Origin of the sequence: Christiangramia lutea, assembly GCF_022489035.1 — a bacterium.
Taxonomy (GTDB): domain Bacteria; phylum Bacteroidota; class Bacteroidia; order Flavobacteriales; family Flavobacteriaceae; genus Christiangramia; species Christiangramia lutea.
This window is the reverse complement of sequence record NZ_JAKVTV010000001.1, coordinates 130,072-144,593: the sequence shown is the minus strand read 5'-3', so window position 1 is coordinate 144,593 and position 14,522 is coordinate 130,072. Positions and strand designations below refer to the sequence as shown.

Genomic DNA, 14,522 nt, shown 5'->3' with positions numbered 1-14,522 from the left:
TCTTTTTGAAAGTGTATTGTATAAGTGCTTTCTTTACAGGATATGAAAAAAGCTGACCATATTGTCAACGAATTGGTTGACCAATACTTAATAGATGATAATAATCGTCCTTGGATTATTGGCTTTAGTGGAGGAAAAGATTCAACGGTATTGTTAACCTTAGTCTGGCTGAATCTACTAAAGGTTAAAAAACATTTTGGAGAAGAATTTTTAAAGAGAGAAGTGTGGGTTGTTTGCAATGACACACTAGTTGAAAATCCCATAATTACAAATTATGTTTATGGGGTTTTAGAGAAAATAGAGAAAGCGGCATTAAAGCATTCTTTACCCGTAAAGGTTAGGACTACAAAACCTAGACTAGAGGATTCGTTTTGGGTAAATTTAATAGGAAAGGGTTATCCTGCGCCGAACAATTCATTTAGGTGGTGTACCGAAAGATTGAAAATTAAGCCTACTTCAAGATTTATTGAAGAAACTTTAAAACCAGAAGATGAGGCAATAATATTAGTCGGAACGAGAAAAAGTGAAAGTGCTAGTAGAGCAAAATCTATTAAGAAACATGAAGTTAAGGGTAAAAGGCTTACGAAGCATCCTTTGCAAAAAAATGTATTTGTATATTCTCCTATTAAAAATCTAGAGCTGGAAGAAGTATGGTACATTATCAATTCTTTTCAATCTCCTTGGGGTGCAGATAATTCGGAGTTATTTAGCATTTATTCTGATGCTAGTGCGGATGATTATGAATGTCCCACAATGGTAGCAAATAAATCTCATAAATCTTGCGGACAAAGTAGATTTGGATGTTGGACTTGTACAGTAGTAAATAAAGATAAATCTATTTCAGCCCAAATTGAGAACGGTAATGATTGGTTAATTCCATTGAGAGATCTAAGAAATTGGATTCAAGATGAAAGGAATAAACCTGAAAATAGATCAGATTTTAGGCGTAACGGTAATAAAGCCGCAACTCCGAATGGTGGTGTTGTAAAATTGAAACATAGAGCAGAAATATTAGAAAGAATCTTTTTGGCGCAGAAAGAAATTAATGATTTGGGCCATAAGATTGAACTCATTAATAATCAAGAGTTAATTGCAATTCAAGTTACTTGGTATAGGGATTTGTTTTTTGATTATAAAGTTTCCGATATTTACAATAAAGTCTTTAATAAAACTCTCGATATGAAGGAGCATAATCACGCAATTCAAAAAGAAGAAGAATTGTTGTTATCATCTTGTGGTGGGGACAAGTCTCAATTTAAACTTATTCAAGATCTAATAAAACTCGAAAAATCAAAAGTTATTATGATGAGGAGAAGAGGTCTTATAGAGGATATTGAGAACATTTATAAAAAACATATTTCAGCCTAATGATAATTAAAAGTATCGAGCTCAATAATTTCAGAATTTACAAGGGTGAAAATTCAATTGACCTTTCAGTAAATGAAGAAAATAATATCATTGTAATTAGTGGTAAAAACGGTTTTGGTAAAACCACTTTTCTAATGTCGTTAGTATGGTGTCTTTACGGAAGGCAAATGAGCGACGTTGATGATATTTACAAAAAAGAGATAGAAAGTAGCGGAAATTATCGTCAATATATAAGGAATAGTTTAAATAGGTTAGCAGCCCATGAAGGAGAAACAAAATTTTCCGTTTCTATTACTTTTGGTAATGTAAATATCCCAGATGTAACTTGCAATGAGTTAAAGGTTACAAGAACCTATTATACTGAAGGTAATAAGGATGAAGAAATTGAAGTTTTAATCGATAATCACAAAAGTGAATTAGTTAAAGATGTAACTGAAGAGCATTTTATCCGTGATTTTATAATGCCAAAAGAGATTGCTAAATTTTTCTTCTTTGATGCGGAAAAAATAGTCTCTTTAGCTGAAATTCATACCGCAGAGGAAAGATTAAAACTAAGTAAAGCATATTCTGAAGTTTTAGGAATTAAGCAGTATGAAAATCTAAAAGATGATCTCGGGAACTATTTAACGAAGTTGAAATCTGATACTGCTAATGCAGAAGAAAAAAGAAGACTAAGAGAGTTAAAGGTTGAGACAGAAAATGCTGAAGAGAAAATCATCGAGATAAAGGATGAAATTTCGGAACTAGAAGAGGATAGGCTTGCTTTAAAATTTGATATTAACCAGCTGCAAGAAAAACTTATCAGTAAAGGTAGTTTAATTACAGTCGAGGAGTTAAATGAATTAAAATCTCGTAAAGAGACTTTAGAATCCAATGTTGCAACCTTGAATAGCGATTTAAAAACGCATTACGAGTTTATACCATTTGCTATCGCTGGCAATTTATTGACAAAAGTTTTGGAGCAGGTTATAAAGGAGCGAGAAATTATCCTTCAGAAATTTGACTCAGAAAAAATAGATGGATTAACAGACGATATTATCAATGACCTTATATCGGTGCCTAAGCCTGCTGATTTAGTATTTAATCATAAAGTGCAAGGGTTCTATGTGGAAAATTTAAAAAAGTTGCTTAAAAAGCATTTATCTCATGATTCTAATCAGAATGAAGAATTAGAAATAATTCATAATTTCTCCGAGTCTGAAAAAGCAGAGTTAAATGCATTTGTGAATAATATTAAACTTTCCTTTAAAGAAACCTTTAATAGAATTAATTCCCAGTTTTTAACCGCCAAGAATGAATTAAACGATATTTCTAAGAGAATCAAATTAGCAGAGGAAAAAGCAGAAGATGCTCTGGTTAAAGCCGATCGAGAGAAAAAAGCTCAATTAGAAAAAGAATACGATGAGAAGGTGCGAACAATGGGTGCTCTTTCTGGCGATATTGAGGAGAATAGAAATATCATAAATAATGCTACGAAGGAAATAAAAAGAATTTCCGACAAATTAGAAGTCTCGAAAGATAAGCAAAAGATAAGCCAGGAGGTAGAGAAGTCTATACAATATTTAAAAACTTTTATTGCTGAATTCAAATTAGAGAAAAAGCAATCTTTAGCTAAAAGAATAAAAGAAGGGCTTGATTTATTACTTCATAAGAAAAGTTTTATTGATGACGTTAGCGTTGAAATTTTAGGAGAAAATATTGAGATAAACTTAATTGATTCTAGAGGAAAAGAAATAAATAAAGATTCTCTTTCTAAAGGAGAGCAACAGCTCTACGCTACCGCATTACTTAAAGGACTAGTGGAAGAGTCGAATATTGATTTTCCAGTATTTATAGACTCTCCAATGCAGAAATTTGATGTTGATCACTCTTCAAGTATTGTTAAGCATTTTTATCCTGAGGTTTCAGATCAAGTCATAATTTTTCCTCTCCTGAAAAAAGAAATGTCGGAGGAAGAGTATAATATTTTACTACCTAAAGTGAATAAGGCATATCTAATTCAGAATTATAGTAACGAAAATAGTTCCTTCTTTAATGTAGATCCAGCTTCAGAACTATTCGAAGTTTTTCAAAAAGAAAAAGTAGATGCAATTTAATATAAGTACTGCGCCAGAAACTGAACCATTCGTTAAGGTATTAACAAATCGATTGAGTTTAGGTACTGAAAATCATATATCCAGAATAGCAATAGCTTATTCCATAAGTAAATCTCATGAGTTAAGTTTAGAAAATGATCTGAAACCATTCGGTGGAAAAGAATATAAAGATCAAACTCTATTCGGTAATTATCGAGATTATTATATAGCTTTAATATGTCAAAAGTATTCTCTACATAAGGATGATTCTAATATCAGGAAGTATATCAAAATGCATCTTGATCATGGACTAGAATTGATTAATACTTTTTTTGAAGAGAATTCAAATTTCTCGGGTTTTGAGTTTTTACTCGATAATATAGAATTGGGTATTGAAGAAATGGAAAATGTGGATGATCGATTCGAGTTTTCCAGAAATAATAATTTCTACATTGAGGATAAAGAAGGTTATGCTGATCCAATAAAAATACTCGTAGGAGAAACCGAAGAAGCAGAAAAAATATACTTCACACCTAATAACACTTCTAAATATAATAATTGCCATATTGCCGTCGCCGGTAATTCTGGAACCGGAAAATCTTACTTTTCCAGAAAAATTTTAGAAAGAATTGTTCAGGAAAGTAAGGGTAAAGTTAATTTTCTTTACCTGGATTTTAAGGGTTTAAATGAGAGTGATAAAGACAATGATGACTTTAAAAGTTTTTTTAATGTTACTAATGCAGAATTAATTGATACACCTCAAAAATCTTTTCCTGTTAATCCCTTGTCCTTTATTGATAATGTTAATGAAAAGAATAAGATTGTAGGTATTGGACGTTTTGTTGATATAATTTCAAAATATGCTAATCTTGGAAACGTTCAGAAACAAAATTTAAAGGATGCTACTATATCCTCATTTGAGAACCATAAGGATGGTTCTTATCCAACGATCAAAGAAATTCTGGAGAATGTATATGAGATAGCTGGAGATAAGCCTTCAAGTCTTACTCAAATATTAATAGGTCTTACCGAAATTGAATTATTCGATAATGAGAAGAAGGGAGATTTTATCAATAATAATTATTATTTCAGTCTTTCAGGTGAATTAAGTAAAGAGGTTAGATTTACTGCTACTTTTCTTGTAATATATTATCTCTATAACACTTTCATGAATATGGATAAAGTTGCTATAGAGAAAGATCATAGCGCCCTTAGATATGTTCTGCTAATTGATGAAGCTCATAATGTATTTAAGGAGAAAAAATCTCAGGAAATTCTTGAAAAACTTTTAAGAGAAATTAGGTCACAAGGTGTGGCTGTTATGCTTGTTTCTCAAGGAATTGAAGAGTTCAATCAACCTGAATTTGATTTTTCTTCTATGTGCCAGTCAGCCTTTCTAATGTCTATAAAAGATGGAAATAACTGGAAAGCTATAAGCAAATTTTTAGGTGCAGGAGAAAAACAGAGAACCAAGGTTAATCGATCTATGGAAGAGATAAAACCTAGACAATCTATTTCCAATATTGATGAATTCGAATTTGGAAAAATTTTTAATACTAAGTAAAAGTAATGTTTGGACATTTTAAGTATACTGAAAAACAAAGGGAAATAATTGATCGATGTAAGAAGAAAAATAATCCAGAATTTCAGAAATGGTTCTTTCACAATTTATGGTTCCCTATTGGAATAATAATTCTTTCGGCTTTTTTCATATTGGTTTTTAGAAATGCTCAAGAGTTCAAAAATCATCTAATTGGTGGGAGTATATCTCTATTAGGAATAAATATTCTTTTTGCAATGTCCAGCTATTTAATAAGAAAGAAAGAGTATAAGAATGATAATTTAAAGGAAGATGCTATTAATTTGTTTCAAAAGTTAAGTGATTACAAGATCACATTAATATTGATAGGTACAGTATTATATTTTCTTCCTGCATTTTATAAGCCAGATAATTTATTTCAATTAATTCTAATTTTAATTATAGGTCTAATTGTGTTGGGTATTTCTATTCGAGTAGGTTCTCATATTTTCATTATTAGGGATGAAATGTATCAAAAGGCTTACGAATTAGAAACTTATGATGATTACATAAGAAAAGATGGCGGAAAAAAACATGGTAAAGGTTGGAACTAATGAGTGAGAATATAAAGGCAATTCCGGTTAGGCAGAATAAACAAGATTTTTTGATAGGTGTATATTCTATCGAGAACATTTTTAAATTCACTCGTTATACTAAAAGGTTGATTGTAGGATATGATGAAGAAGAAAACCCGATTTATAATCGAGAAATTCAAAGAAATATTGAAAATTCGAGAGTCCAAAAAATTGCGGATTTTTTAATCCATGATCCGGACGCAACGTTTCCTACCAATATTGTGCTTCATATACCAAGAGAGGTTATAGAAAATTATGAAGTTCATAATGATCGTCAAGTTGAAATTGAATTGGAATCCAGAGTTTTTCAGGAATTAGATAAAAAAGATGGTAATATTTTTATTACTATAATTGATGGTCAACACAGAATTCGTGGTATTGAAGTAGCTATTGCGAGATTAGAAGAAGAAATCAATACATTAATTAGAACTCTGAGAAAAAATCATTCCGACGATTTGGAAGCTCAATTAAAAAAGTATCAAAATCGTTTAGAAGATTTAAGAGAGATAGAATTGGTAGTTACTTTTTTCATTGATAAAACATTAGAATATCAGGCCATGATATTTTCTACTATCAACAGAACACAAAAAAGAGTTTCCCAGAATTTAGTTTATAGCTTATTTGGCTTAGACACCACAGATACACCTCAGAAAACTGCTCTTCAAGTTGTTTTAAGTTTAAATGGACATAGTAAGTCACCTTTTTATAAGCGAATTAAACTTTACGGTGAAAGTTATCGGGGAAGAGAAAATCCTCCTTTAACTCAAGCCGCAATGGTTAAGTCTATAGTTTCTCGTATATCAGAAAATTTAAGAGAATCAGAAAATGATAGATATAAGGAAAGAAAAAAACTTCTAAACAGATCATCGGGTTCTAAAAAGTTTTTACCGTTTAGGAATTACTATGCTACGGATAATGATTTTTTTATTTCAGATATTTTATTCTACTATTTTTATGAAATTAGAAAGGTATTTATCTTCAAAGAAACTAATGATGAGGAGTTGTCATATTGGGATTTCGAAAAAAAGGTACCAAAGAATATTTTACAAACTTCAGTGGGTTATGATGCATTAATGAATATTCTAGATGATATCTTGATGGAATTTCCCATAAAACATCCTATTGATTATGGTTTCGCTGATGATATTTTTTATGGTAAATTCTTATTTAAACTATCGAATCTAAACATTAGTGATATTAATAGATACTCGTTTAATCAAAGGGGTAAGAAATATTTTTATCTAGATATGCATTTGGCGATTTGGCCGCCAAAGACCTTAGACGATGACAGGGTGTTAGCTCTAAAAGAGTTAGAAGCAAATGATTAAAAATTATCCCTATAATTATCCCTCTGGTAACTAAAATTGTTTGTGAACTATCGAAAAGTGTGGATAATAGCTTTTTAAGTAACGACCCTGGCGAGGTCACAAAGTGAACCCTAATTAACTATTGAATTGTTAGTTAGGGTTTTTTATTATGTAATTTTTCCAACCTTTCCGGAGCTAAGGCTAAGGAACTTTATCTCGCAATGCAATTTTTTCTTAAATTCCATCCAAACGTTTTTGCAACACTTAATTTATAGTCTCGTCTATAAAGCAAAGTCTGGAATATGAGATCAAAATACATTATATTTCTTGCCCTATTTTTAAGTCTTCAGGTGTTCGGGCAGAAACCATGTTTTTCCAATGCACAGGTTTTAAATGACCTTCAAAATTTGAATGAGACGCTTAAGGAAGCGCATTACAATCTTTATGCCTACACTTCTGAAGATGAATTTTCAAACCAATATGAAAAGCTGAGATCTTCTGTAGTCAAAGATAGTTTTAGCCTTCTGGAAACAATAAATCTCTATCAGCAGCTCACTTCTGCAGCAAATAATGGACATACCTGGATAGATTTTCCGGCGCAATCCTATATAGAGTTTGCGCAAAATGGGGGACAGGTCTTTCCCCTGGAGATCGCCTTTGAAGACGATAAGGCCCTGGTAAGAAAAAACTGGTCTGGGATAGACTCCATTGTTCATGGTGCAGAAGTTTTGAGCATTAATGGTAAATCCATTTCCGGAATTAAAAGAAAAATGTATCTCCAGGTTTCTGCGGAAAGGCCTTATTTTAAGGATGCAAAGATTGAATTATTTGCTTTTCCGCGTTATTACTGGCAGGTTTACGGGCAACAAGACGTTTTCGAAGTGGAAATAAGCTCTAAGGGAGAAAACAGAATATACAGGCTACCGGCAATTAAGGCAATGGAGGAATTCGAGTACAGGAGGGTGGATATTTTAAATTCGCAGAGAAAACTAATATTTTTAGGCCGAACCGCGTATTTAAACCCAGGCGGATTTAGCGGTGAAGAAGAGAAGTTTCAAAAATTTATAGATTCTTCATTTGTCGAGATCAATAAAATAAAAAGCAGGAACCTTATTATCGACCTAAGAAACAATCCTGGTGGGGATGATGCACTTAGTGATTACCTGGTTTCATATATAGCCGATAAAAATTTTAAGTGGAATTCAGAATTTTCCCTGAAGACGAGTGAGGTCTTGAAAGATCATGTCCGCAAAAGTTATGATACTACCCAGGGCTTCTGGAAAAGTATTCTTGATCATAAAAACGGTGAAATCTACACATACGATTTTGAAGAAAAACAACCTCAGCCTTTAGGTAGAAGATTTTTCGGAAAGGTCTATGTTTTGGTAAACCGGCATTCCTATTCCCAATCTGCAGTTACAGCGGCCCAGATCCAGGATTATGGTTTCGGAACTATTGTAGGAGAGGAAACCGGAGAATATCCTTCATTGTATGCTTCCATTTTTCAGTATACGTTACCCGAAACCGGCATCGTTGTGAATATTTCAAAAGGATATATTGTTCGGGTGAACGGCAGTAGAAAAGCAGAAGGAGTTATACCTGATATCAAAATAAAAGATCATCTTTTGGATGAAAATGATGAAATTCTGGAAGGCCTTCATGAGATTATAGATGGTAAATCATAATTCCGAATTCCAACAATTGATATTTATAGAAAAATATCTCAATAAAGTCAAATTTCAACCATCCTTGAAATGACCTTAATTCGGTTTCTTCTAATACCTTAAACTATGAAACATACGTTAATCATTGCCCTGTTTTTTGGATGCCTTTTAAAATTTTCTGCCCAGCCAGGTTCTACCACTCAACAGTTTAAACAGGTGTGCGAATCTTACCAGAAAATCTATGGGTTTTCAGGCAATGTTAAAGTTGTTTTGAATAATGAAGATATTTACGAGGATAGCTTTGGACTGGCGAACCGAAGTTTTGGCATTCCAAATACTGCTGAAACCAGATTTTCAATTAATTCTATTTCAAAGACCTTCACCGCAACCGCGATCCTCAGGCTGGCTCAGGATTCTAGGTTAGAGCTCCATAAGCCTATTGCTCTATACCTGCCAAATTAAATGCCAGTTGGAAAGACAAAGTGACCATTCATCATTTATTAACCCATAGCTCGGGGCTTCCCAGGGAGTCTGGAATACAGGCTCATCATGAAAAGACATTTGCACAGCAATTAAAAATGATTGAAACAATTGACTTGATGTTCGAGCCTGGGAAGCGGTACGAATACTCTAACCCAGGATTTATTCTCCTTGGCGCAATTATAGAAGAGGTGAGCGGGCAAAGTTATAAAGCATATCTTAAAGAGAATATTCTGGAACCTTTACAGCTGGTAAATATTGGCTATTATGACGGGCAGAATGTTATTGAAAATCAGGCGGTACCCTATAGACTTAGTTCGAAAGGTCTTGAATCTGCTCAAAGGAGTAAGCATTTGGGAGACAATGCCGGAGGCGGTTTATATTCTAATCCCAATGATCTGTACAGGTATATCAGAGGAATAGAAAATGAGATCATTCTTGATGGAAAGTATTCTGAACTTCTGTTTCAGCCACATATTCAAAGCGGGGAAACCGATGCCGAAGGTTATGCCTGGAGCATCAAATCATTTGGGGAAGAGAAAATCTATTTTGCCGCGGGTAGTGGTTATGGAACTAAAAGTGTGATTATTCGGATACCTGATACTGGTGGTTTTATAGGTATTACTTCTAATTGGGGAAATACGCCTATCCTGCAATTATTGAGAGATCTTTACCTGGTCACACAGGGAGAATCTGTAAATTTACCTGCTGAAGCTGAACTTGCCAAACCAGATAACTACAGTCAGAATCTGGGCTGGTACTCTTTTAGTAAAGCAGAACTTAAAAAGCATTTGGGCATAGACCGTTCTCAGCTGAAATTACAGGAATTTGATGGCCGACTTTTTCTTGACGACGAACTCCTTGCCGCTTCAGATGGTTTTTTGAAGTTAACCTATACCAGTGAACTCCGCATAGAATTTGATGGAAATGATATGATAATCAATATTAATGGAAATGAGATAAAAGGTATTAAAATGTGAAAAAATTAAGGTGTACCTTCCAGCTCTACCACAACTTCGATCTCCACTGCAATGTTGGATGGTAAGGAGCAATGTCCTACGGCGGCCCGGGCATGTTTTCCTTTTTCGCCGAAAACCTCTACCATCAGATCTGAAAAACCATTTATCACTTTGGGCTGATCATAGAAATCTGGAGTGCAATTCACCATGCCTCTAACTTTTACGAACTGCTTGATTCTGCTGAGGTCTCCGGTCGCTGCCTTTAGAGTGCTGATAATATCGATACCGGTTTGCCTGGCTGCTTCATAGCCTTCTTCTATAGAAAGGTCTTTGCCTAATTTACCTTTTACTTCGCTGCCGTCTCCAGCTAAAAATAGAAGATTTCCTGCCTGGCGCCATTTCACATAATTAGCTACAGGTGTGGTCACTTCAGGCAATTCGATACCCAATTTTTCAAGATTTTGTTCCGGTGTCTGAGAAAAGCTAACGAGATGAATACTAAAACAAATTACCAGGCTTAAAAGATATTTCATTTTTAAAATTTTAGTTGAAGACTTAACTTTTTTCGGTCTTTAATAGCTTATATACATTTTCTGCCTGTAAATAATGCCGTTTTTCATGAGCAACCAGAATGTCAAATGCAGTTTCAAGCCTGTATACGATATTTTTATTGGCAGGAGACGATATAACAGCATTCTCCTTTACCTTATCTTCTATCTTTTCTATCTCTTCTTTTAATCTTTTTTGATGTTCCTCAAACCGGTTAAGTATATTCTTGCTGAATTCACTTTTTTTCGGTCTCCAGATAGGGAAGGTTTTAGTTTTCTTCAGGTTATCTGGCTGAACTGATTTTAAGATCATGTTTCCGAAGAAATTAACCACGAAACCAAACCTGGAGATAAAGGGCAGCTGGTAGGTGCCTTTTTTTAGTTTGCTGAAACCAGGGAAATATGTTTCATTTAAAGTAATTAGATGATCAATGTTTTCGGCAATGCTCCATACTTTCGGTGAAGGTTTCCAGTTCAGGTCTTTTTCTGAAAGCATACTGAAAGAGTTTACAAATCTACCGGTTATTTTATCGATCTCTTCGGTCCATTTATTCATCGAAGTAATTGTCGGGTGAAAACTAAAGATAAAAAAAAACAGCCTTATTTCTAAGACTGCTTTTTTTGGAATTATGTGGTAAGTAATATTAGAAAATATAACGTAAACCAACTTGGGCCTGCCATCTTGAATCAAGACTGAAATCATTGGTAAAAGTCCTGGTCTGGTCTCCAAAAGTGTATACCGGTGTATTGTCTTCACCTACATTCACCCCAATTGGCTGATCATTTACAGGCAGTTCAATTACACCCCAATCTGAGTTCAATAGATTTCCGAAGTTAAGTATATCTAAACTTAACTGGATAGTATTCGTTTTTTCTCCCACTTTGAAGTTATAGTCCTGAAGAATTTTTACATCCCAACGACCTCTCCATGGACTAAGAATTCCGTATTTTTCAGCATAATCCCCGCGGTTTTCGTTAAGATAATCATCTTGCTGAATGAACTGTTCCAGAGATTGTCTCTGAGTTTCCTGTTCCTCAGGCGTTCCTGTGAAAGTATATTGCTGAAGTTCTTCCTGGGTAGGGATATAAATAAGGTCATTTAGTCCAGAACCGTCATTGTTGATATCCCCAGAATAAGTATAAGAGAATCTTCCTCCCTGAGCATACTCATAGAATGCTCCAATAGAGGTTCTCCATCTGTTATCTTTTCCGTAGTTGAATTCCTTGTTTAACTGACCAACGATTCTGTGCTTGTCACCATATCTGGATGGAGTGCTAACCGCTTCGTTAGTATTTCCAAGTACTGGATTACGATCATAAGCATCACTGGAAATTTCAGCTTCGATGGAGCTGGCATCTTCAGCTTTCAGGTAATTGTAAGCAATACTGGCGTAAAAATTATTTTCAAAACTTTTAGCAAGTTTCGTAGACCAGTTGAATGAATATCCTACGTCAGTATTTGTGAATACATAAGCGTTGGTGATACCACCAAATTCGTTAACTGCTCTGTCGCTGTCAAGGTAAACTGGTCTATTGTCTACACCGTTAAGATTTCCAGTTGGATTAGCAAGACCATAATTTCTTACCATTTGCGCATTAAGATCCTTTGTGTAAATGAAATCTGTAGTAGCCACAAGACCATTTTCAAATCTATAATCTGCTCCTAAACTGTTTCTCCAAACCTGTGGGAACTGGAAGTCTGGTGCAGTAGTCTGGTAGAAATAGAATGCCGGGTTGGCAACCTGGTTCCCAATCCAAACGAATGGAAGTCTACCTGTAAAGATCCCTGTACCTCCACGAACCTGCAACTTGTTATTTCCAAAAACATCCCAGTTGAAACCAAGTCTTGGAGACCAAAGTAGGTCTTTAGAAGGAAGGTCTAAACTGCTAAGGTTGGTTGGGTCGCCGTTTTCATCAAAATAAGTGATCCCTGGCTGGTAATCTCCATCAGGGAAAGTTCCTCCAGCAAGTCTGTCGATATTCTCCTGGATCTTTTCCTGAGTGTCAAAATATAACGGTTTGTCAACCCGAAGACCATAAGTGAAGGTGAAGTCATCAGTGATCTTCCATCTATCCTGAGCATAAAATGCAAGCTGACCAACATTGGTCTCGGCAAGTGCCCAGCTGCCGTTCTCATTATTCATGTCGAATACGTTTTGAGCATTCGTTAATGATTCAGCAATAAGCCCGTTTTCTATAGCCTCCTGGAAACTTCCACCTGGATTTGCAGGATTGGTTCTTACACTTGCAAAATCTGGCGCAAAAAAACCAACTCCGCCATTTTCATTGAAATAGGTATAAGCTCCAAGGTTAAAAGAGTTATCGAATTCGAATTTTTCAAAGCTACCTCCAAATGTAAAGGTATGATTCCCAGATACCAGGTTTAGGTTATTGGTGATCTGGTAAACATTCTGTTCTAACCTGTTATTGATCGAGAATGGCTCGTGCCCAACAATAATATAACGAGTCCCGTCTTCCTGTATGCTCATTGCAGGGGCAGGAGTAGAAAAAGGATCACGGCTGTCATCGAAGAAAGTGTAACCTGCCTGGAATTTATTCGATATGTTGTTTCCAAAATTAGAGTTAAGTTCAACTAACCACGAGTCGATCTTATTGTTGATGGTATAACCAGAGTTTCTGAACTGAAGCGTAGTAAAGTCTGGTCCTCTTCTTCCACCAGCTTCCGGGTGAGCAGGAAGATCTCTGGATGCATCCATGAAGTTATAGATGAACGCCAAACGATGATCCTGGTTGATGTTCCAGTCAAGTTTTAAAATACCTTTTGTGGAAGCAGTTTCATGTGTAAAACCTTCATAAGGTCCTGTCTCATATCCTAAGTTAGCCAGTTCTGTTCTCACATAATCAAGGTCTTCAGCAGAAACTCTTGAAACATTAGCTCCCGTTAATCCAGGTCTTCCGGCAACAAAGTTAGATCCAAGGTCTTCACGGTCGTCTTTTTCAAAATTGGCAAATATGAATAGTTTGTCTTTTACAATTGGAGCTCCTATGCTGAATCCGTATTGCGCCTGCTTAAGGTCTGGTACGATTATATCATCACCACCCACTTTATCACCTGTCATTTCTTCGTTTCTGTAGAATCCGTAGACGGTACCTTCAATTTCATTACTACCACTTTTAGTAACTGCATTTACAGAAGCTCCAGTAAAACCAGCCTGGGTAACATCGTAAGGAGCAGTAGAAACCTGTATTTGGTCTATCGCGTCTAGCGAAATTGGCTGCGCATTGGTTTGACCTCCAGGAGTAGCTGCATCCAACCCGAATGGGTTATTGAAGATAGATCCATCAAGGCTAAAGTTGTTGAATTGGTCATTTCTTCCTCCAAAAGACCCATTACTTGAAGCAGTAGGTTCTAATCGATAAAAATCTGAAGCAGACCTGGAAATAGTTGGAAGAGATTTTAATTCTCTCCTTCCAATATTGGTTTCGGCACCAGTACGATCACTGTTAATGATCTGGTTTCTGGTAGCATTGATAACCACTGCATCGAGTTGAGTAGCATCAGATACCATCTCCACTTCCACATTGAAAGTTTGTCCAAGATTAAGATTAATACCTTCAATTACTGAAGTTTTAAATCCTACGTAACTAACAGAAATCTTGTATGGACCACCAACCCTAAGATTTAAAAGGTTGAATCCTCCATCAAAATTAGTAACAGCTCCGTATGTAGTTCCTGTTGGGGTATGCACTGCGGTAACATTAGCTCCGGGAAGAGGGGTGCTGCCCTCATAAAAAACATCTCCACTAATCTCTGCTGTCGTTACCTGAGCAGTAGCGGTTAATCCTGTAAGTAATGCTACTGTAAATAGCAGTAATAATCTTTTCATGTTTGATTTGTGTTGTGTTAAGTTAATCTTAAATTTCTGCAAAAGTACTATTTCCTATTTAAGTGTAATATTAAATTTTTGAGTTATTAGTTTCAATTTTTAAAACATAAATTAATGAA

The 14,522-nt window shown here is 35.0% G+C and carries 9 protein-coding genes and 1 pseudogene; 7 read left to right on the top strand and 3 right to left on the bottom strand.

Annotation, left to right across the window (positions count from 1 at the left end):
* The first annotated feature begins 42 nt into the window (after positions 1-42).
* The 7 genes and pseudogenes from dndC (at position 43) to ML462_RS00665 (ending at position 10,028) form a co-directional block, all read left to right on the top strand.
* Positions 43-1,368 carry a DNA phosphorothioation system sulfurtransferase DndC gene (gene dndC, locus ML462_RS00695; protein WP_240711809.1) on the top strand — a complete coding sequence of 442 codons (1,326 nt, stop codon included), beginning with the start codon at positions 43-45 and terminating at the stop codon, positions 1,366-1,368.
* Entirely contained in the window at positions 1,368-3,464 is a 2,097-nt protein-coding gene (dndD, locus tag ML462_RS00690; RefSeq protein ID WP_240711808.1) for a DNA sulfur modification protein DndD, read from the top strand. The genes dndC and dndD overlap by 1 nt, the downstream gene beginning before the upstream one ends.
* Positions 3,454-5,007 carry a DndE family protein gene (locus ML462_RS00685; RefSeq protein WP_240711807.1) on the top strand — a complete coding sequence of 518 codons (1,554 nt, stop codon included), beginning with the start codon at positions 3,454-3,456 and terminating at the stop codon, positions 5,005-5,007. The genes dndD and ML462_RS00685 overlap by 11 nt, the downstream gene beginning before the upstream one ends.
* 5 nt (positions 5,008-5,012) lie before the next feature.
* Positions 5,013-5,576, top strand: a complete 564-nt coding sequence (locus tag ML462_RS00680) for a hypothetical protein (protein ID WP_240711806.1) — start codon at positions 5,013-5,015, stop codon at positions 5,574-5,576.
* A complete protein-coding gene (locus ML462_RS00675) occupies positions 5,576-6,925 on the top strand; it encodes a DGQHR domain-containing protein (protein WP_240711805.1) in 1,350 nt (449 codons plus the stop codon). The genes ML462_RS00680 and ML462_RS00675 overlap by 1 nt, the downstream gene beginning before the upstream one ends.
* 281 nt (positions 6,926-7,206) lie before the next feature.
* The gene (locus tag ML462_RS00670) at positions 7,207-8,589 is read left to right on the top strand and encodes a S41 family peptidase (RefSeq protein WP_240711804.1); all 1,383 of its coding nucleotides are present in this window, start codon (positions 7,207-7,209) and stop codon (positions 8,587-8,589) included.
* Between the two features lie 105 nt (positions 8,590-8,694).
* Positions 8,695-10,028: pseudogene (locus tag ML462_RS00665) on the top strand (serine hydrolase domain-containing protein).
* A gap of 5 nt (positions 10,029-10,033) precedes the next feature.
* Here the strand turns inward: ML462_RS00665 and ML462_RS00660 are convergent.
* The 3 genes from ML462_RS00660 to ML462_RS00650 all read right to left on the bottom strand — a co-directional run bounded on the left by ML462_RS00660 (position 10,034) and on the right by ML462_RS00650 (position 14,403).
* On the bottom strand, positions 10,034-10,540 hold the full coding sequence (locus ML462_RS00660) for a RidA family protein (protein ID WP_240711803.1): 507 nt from the start codon (positions 10,538-10,540) through the stop codon (positions 10,034-10,036).
* Between the two features lie 22 nt (positions 10,541-10,562).
* The gene (locus ML462_RS00655; RefSeq protein WP_240711802.1) at positions 10,563-11,111 is read right to left on the bottom strand and encodes a DinB family protein; all 549 of its coding nucleotides are present in this window, start codon (positions 11,109-11,111) and stop codon (positions 10,563-10,565) included.
* Positions 11,112-11,199: 88 nt separating this feature from the next.
* Entirely contained in the window at positions 11,200-14,403 is a 3,204-nt protein-coding gene (locus tag ML462_RS00650) for a TonB-dependent receptor (protein WP_240711801.1), read from the bottom strand.
* Positions 14,404-14,522: the final 119 nt, after the last annotated feature.

Excerpts from the sequence above, each read along its gene's own strand:
- dndC (WP_240711809.1), top strand. The coding sequence starts at position 43 with ATGAAAAAAGCTGACCATATTGTCAACGAATTGGTTGACCAATACTTA.
- dndD (WP_240711808.1), top strand. The coding sequence starts at position 1,368 with ATGATAATTAAAAGTATCGAGCTCAATAATTTCAGAATTTACAAGGGT.
- ML462_RS00685 (WP_240711807.1), top strand. The coding sequence starts at position 3,454 with ATGCAATTTAATATAAGTACTGCGCCAGAAACTGAACCATTCGTTAAG.
- ML462_RS00680 (WP_240711806.1), top strand. The coding sequence starts at position 5,013 with ATGTTTGGACATTTTAAGTATACTGAAAAACAAAGGGAAATAATTGAT.
- ML462_RS00675 (WP_240711805.1), top strand. The coding sequence starts at position 5,576 with ATGAGTGAGAATATAAAGGCAATTCCGGTTAGGCAGAATAAACAAGAT.
- ML462_RS00670 (WP_240711804.1), top strand. The coding sequence starts at position 7,207 with ATGAGATCAAAATACATTATATTTCTTGCCCTATTTTTAAGTCTTCAG.
- ML462_RS00660 (WP_240711803.1), bottom strand. The coding sequence starts at position 10,540 with ATGAAATATCTTTTAAGCCTGGTAATTTGTTTTAGTATTCATCTCGTT.
- ML462_RS00655 (WP_240711802.1), bottom strand. The coding sequence starts at position 11,111 with ATGAATAAATGGACCGAAGAGATCGATAAAATAACCGGTAGATTTGTA.
- ML462_RS00650 (WP_240711801.1), bottom strand. The coding sequence starts at position 14,403 with ATGAAAAGATTATTACTGCTATTTACAGTAGCATTACTTACAGGATTA.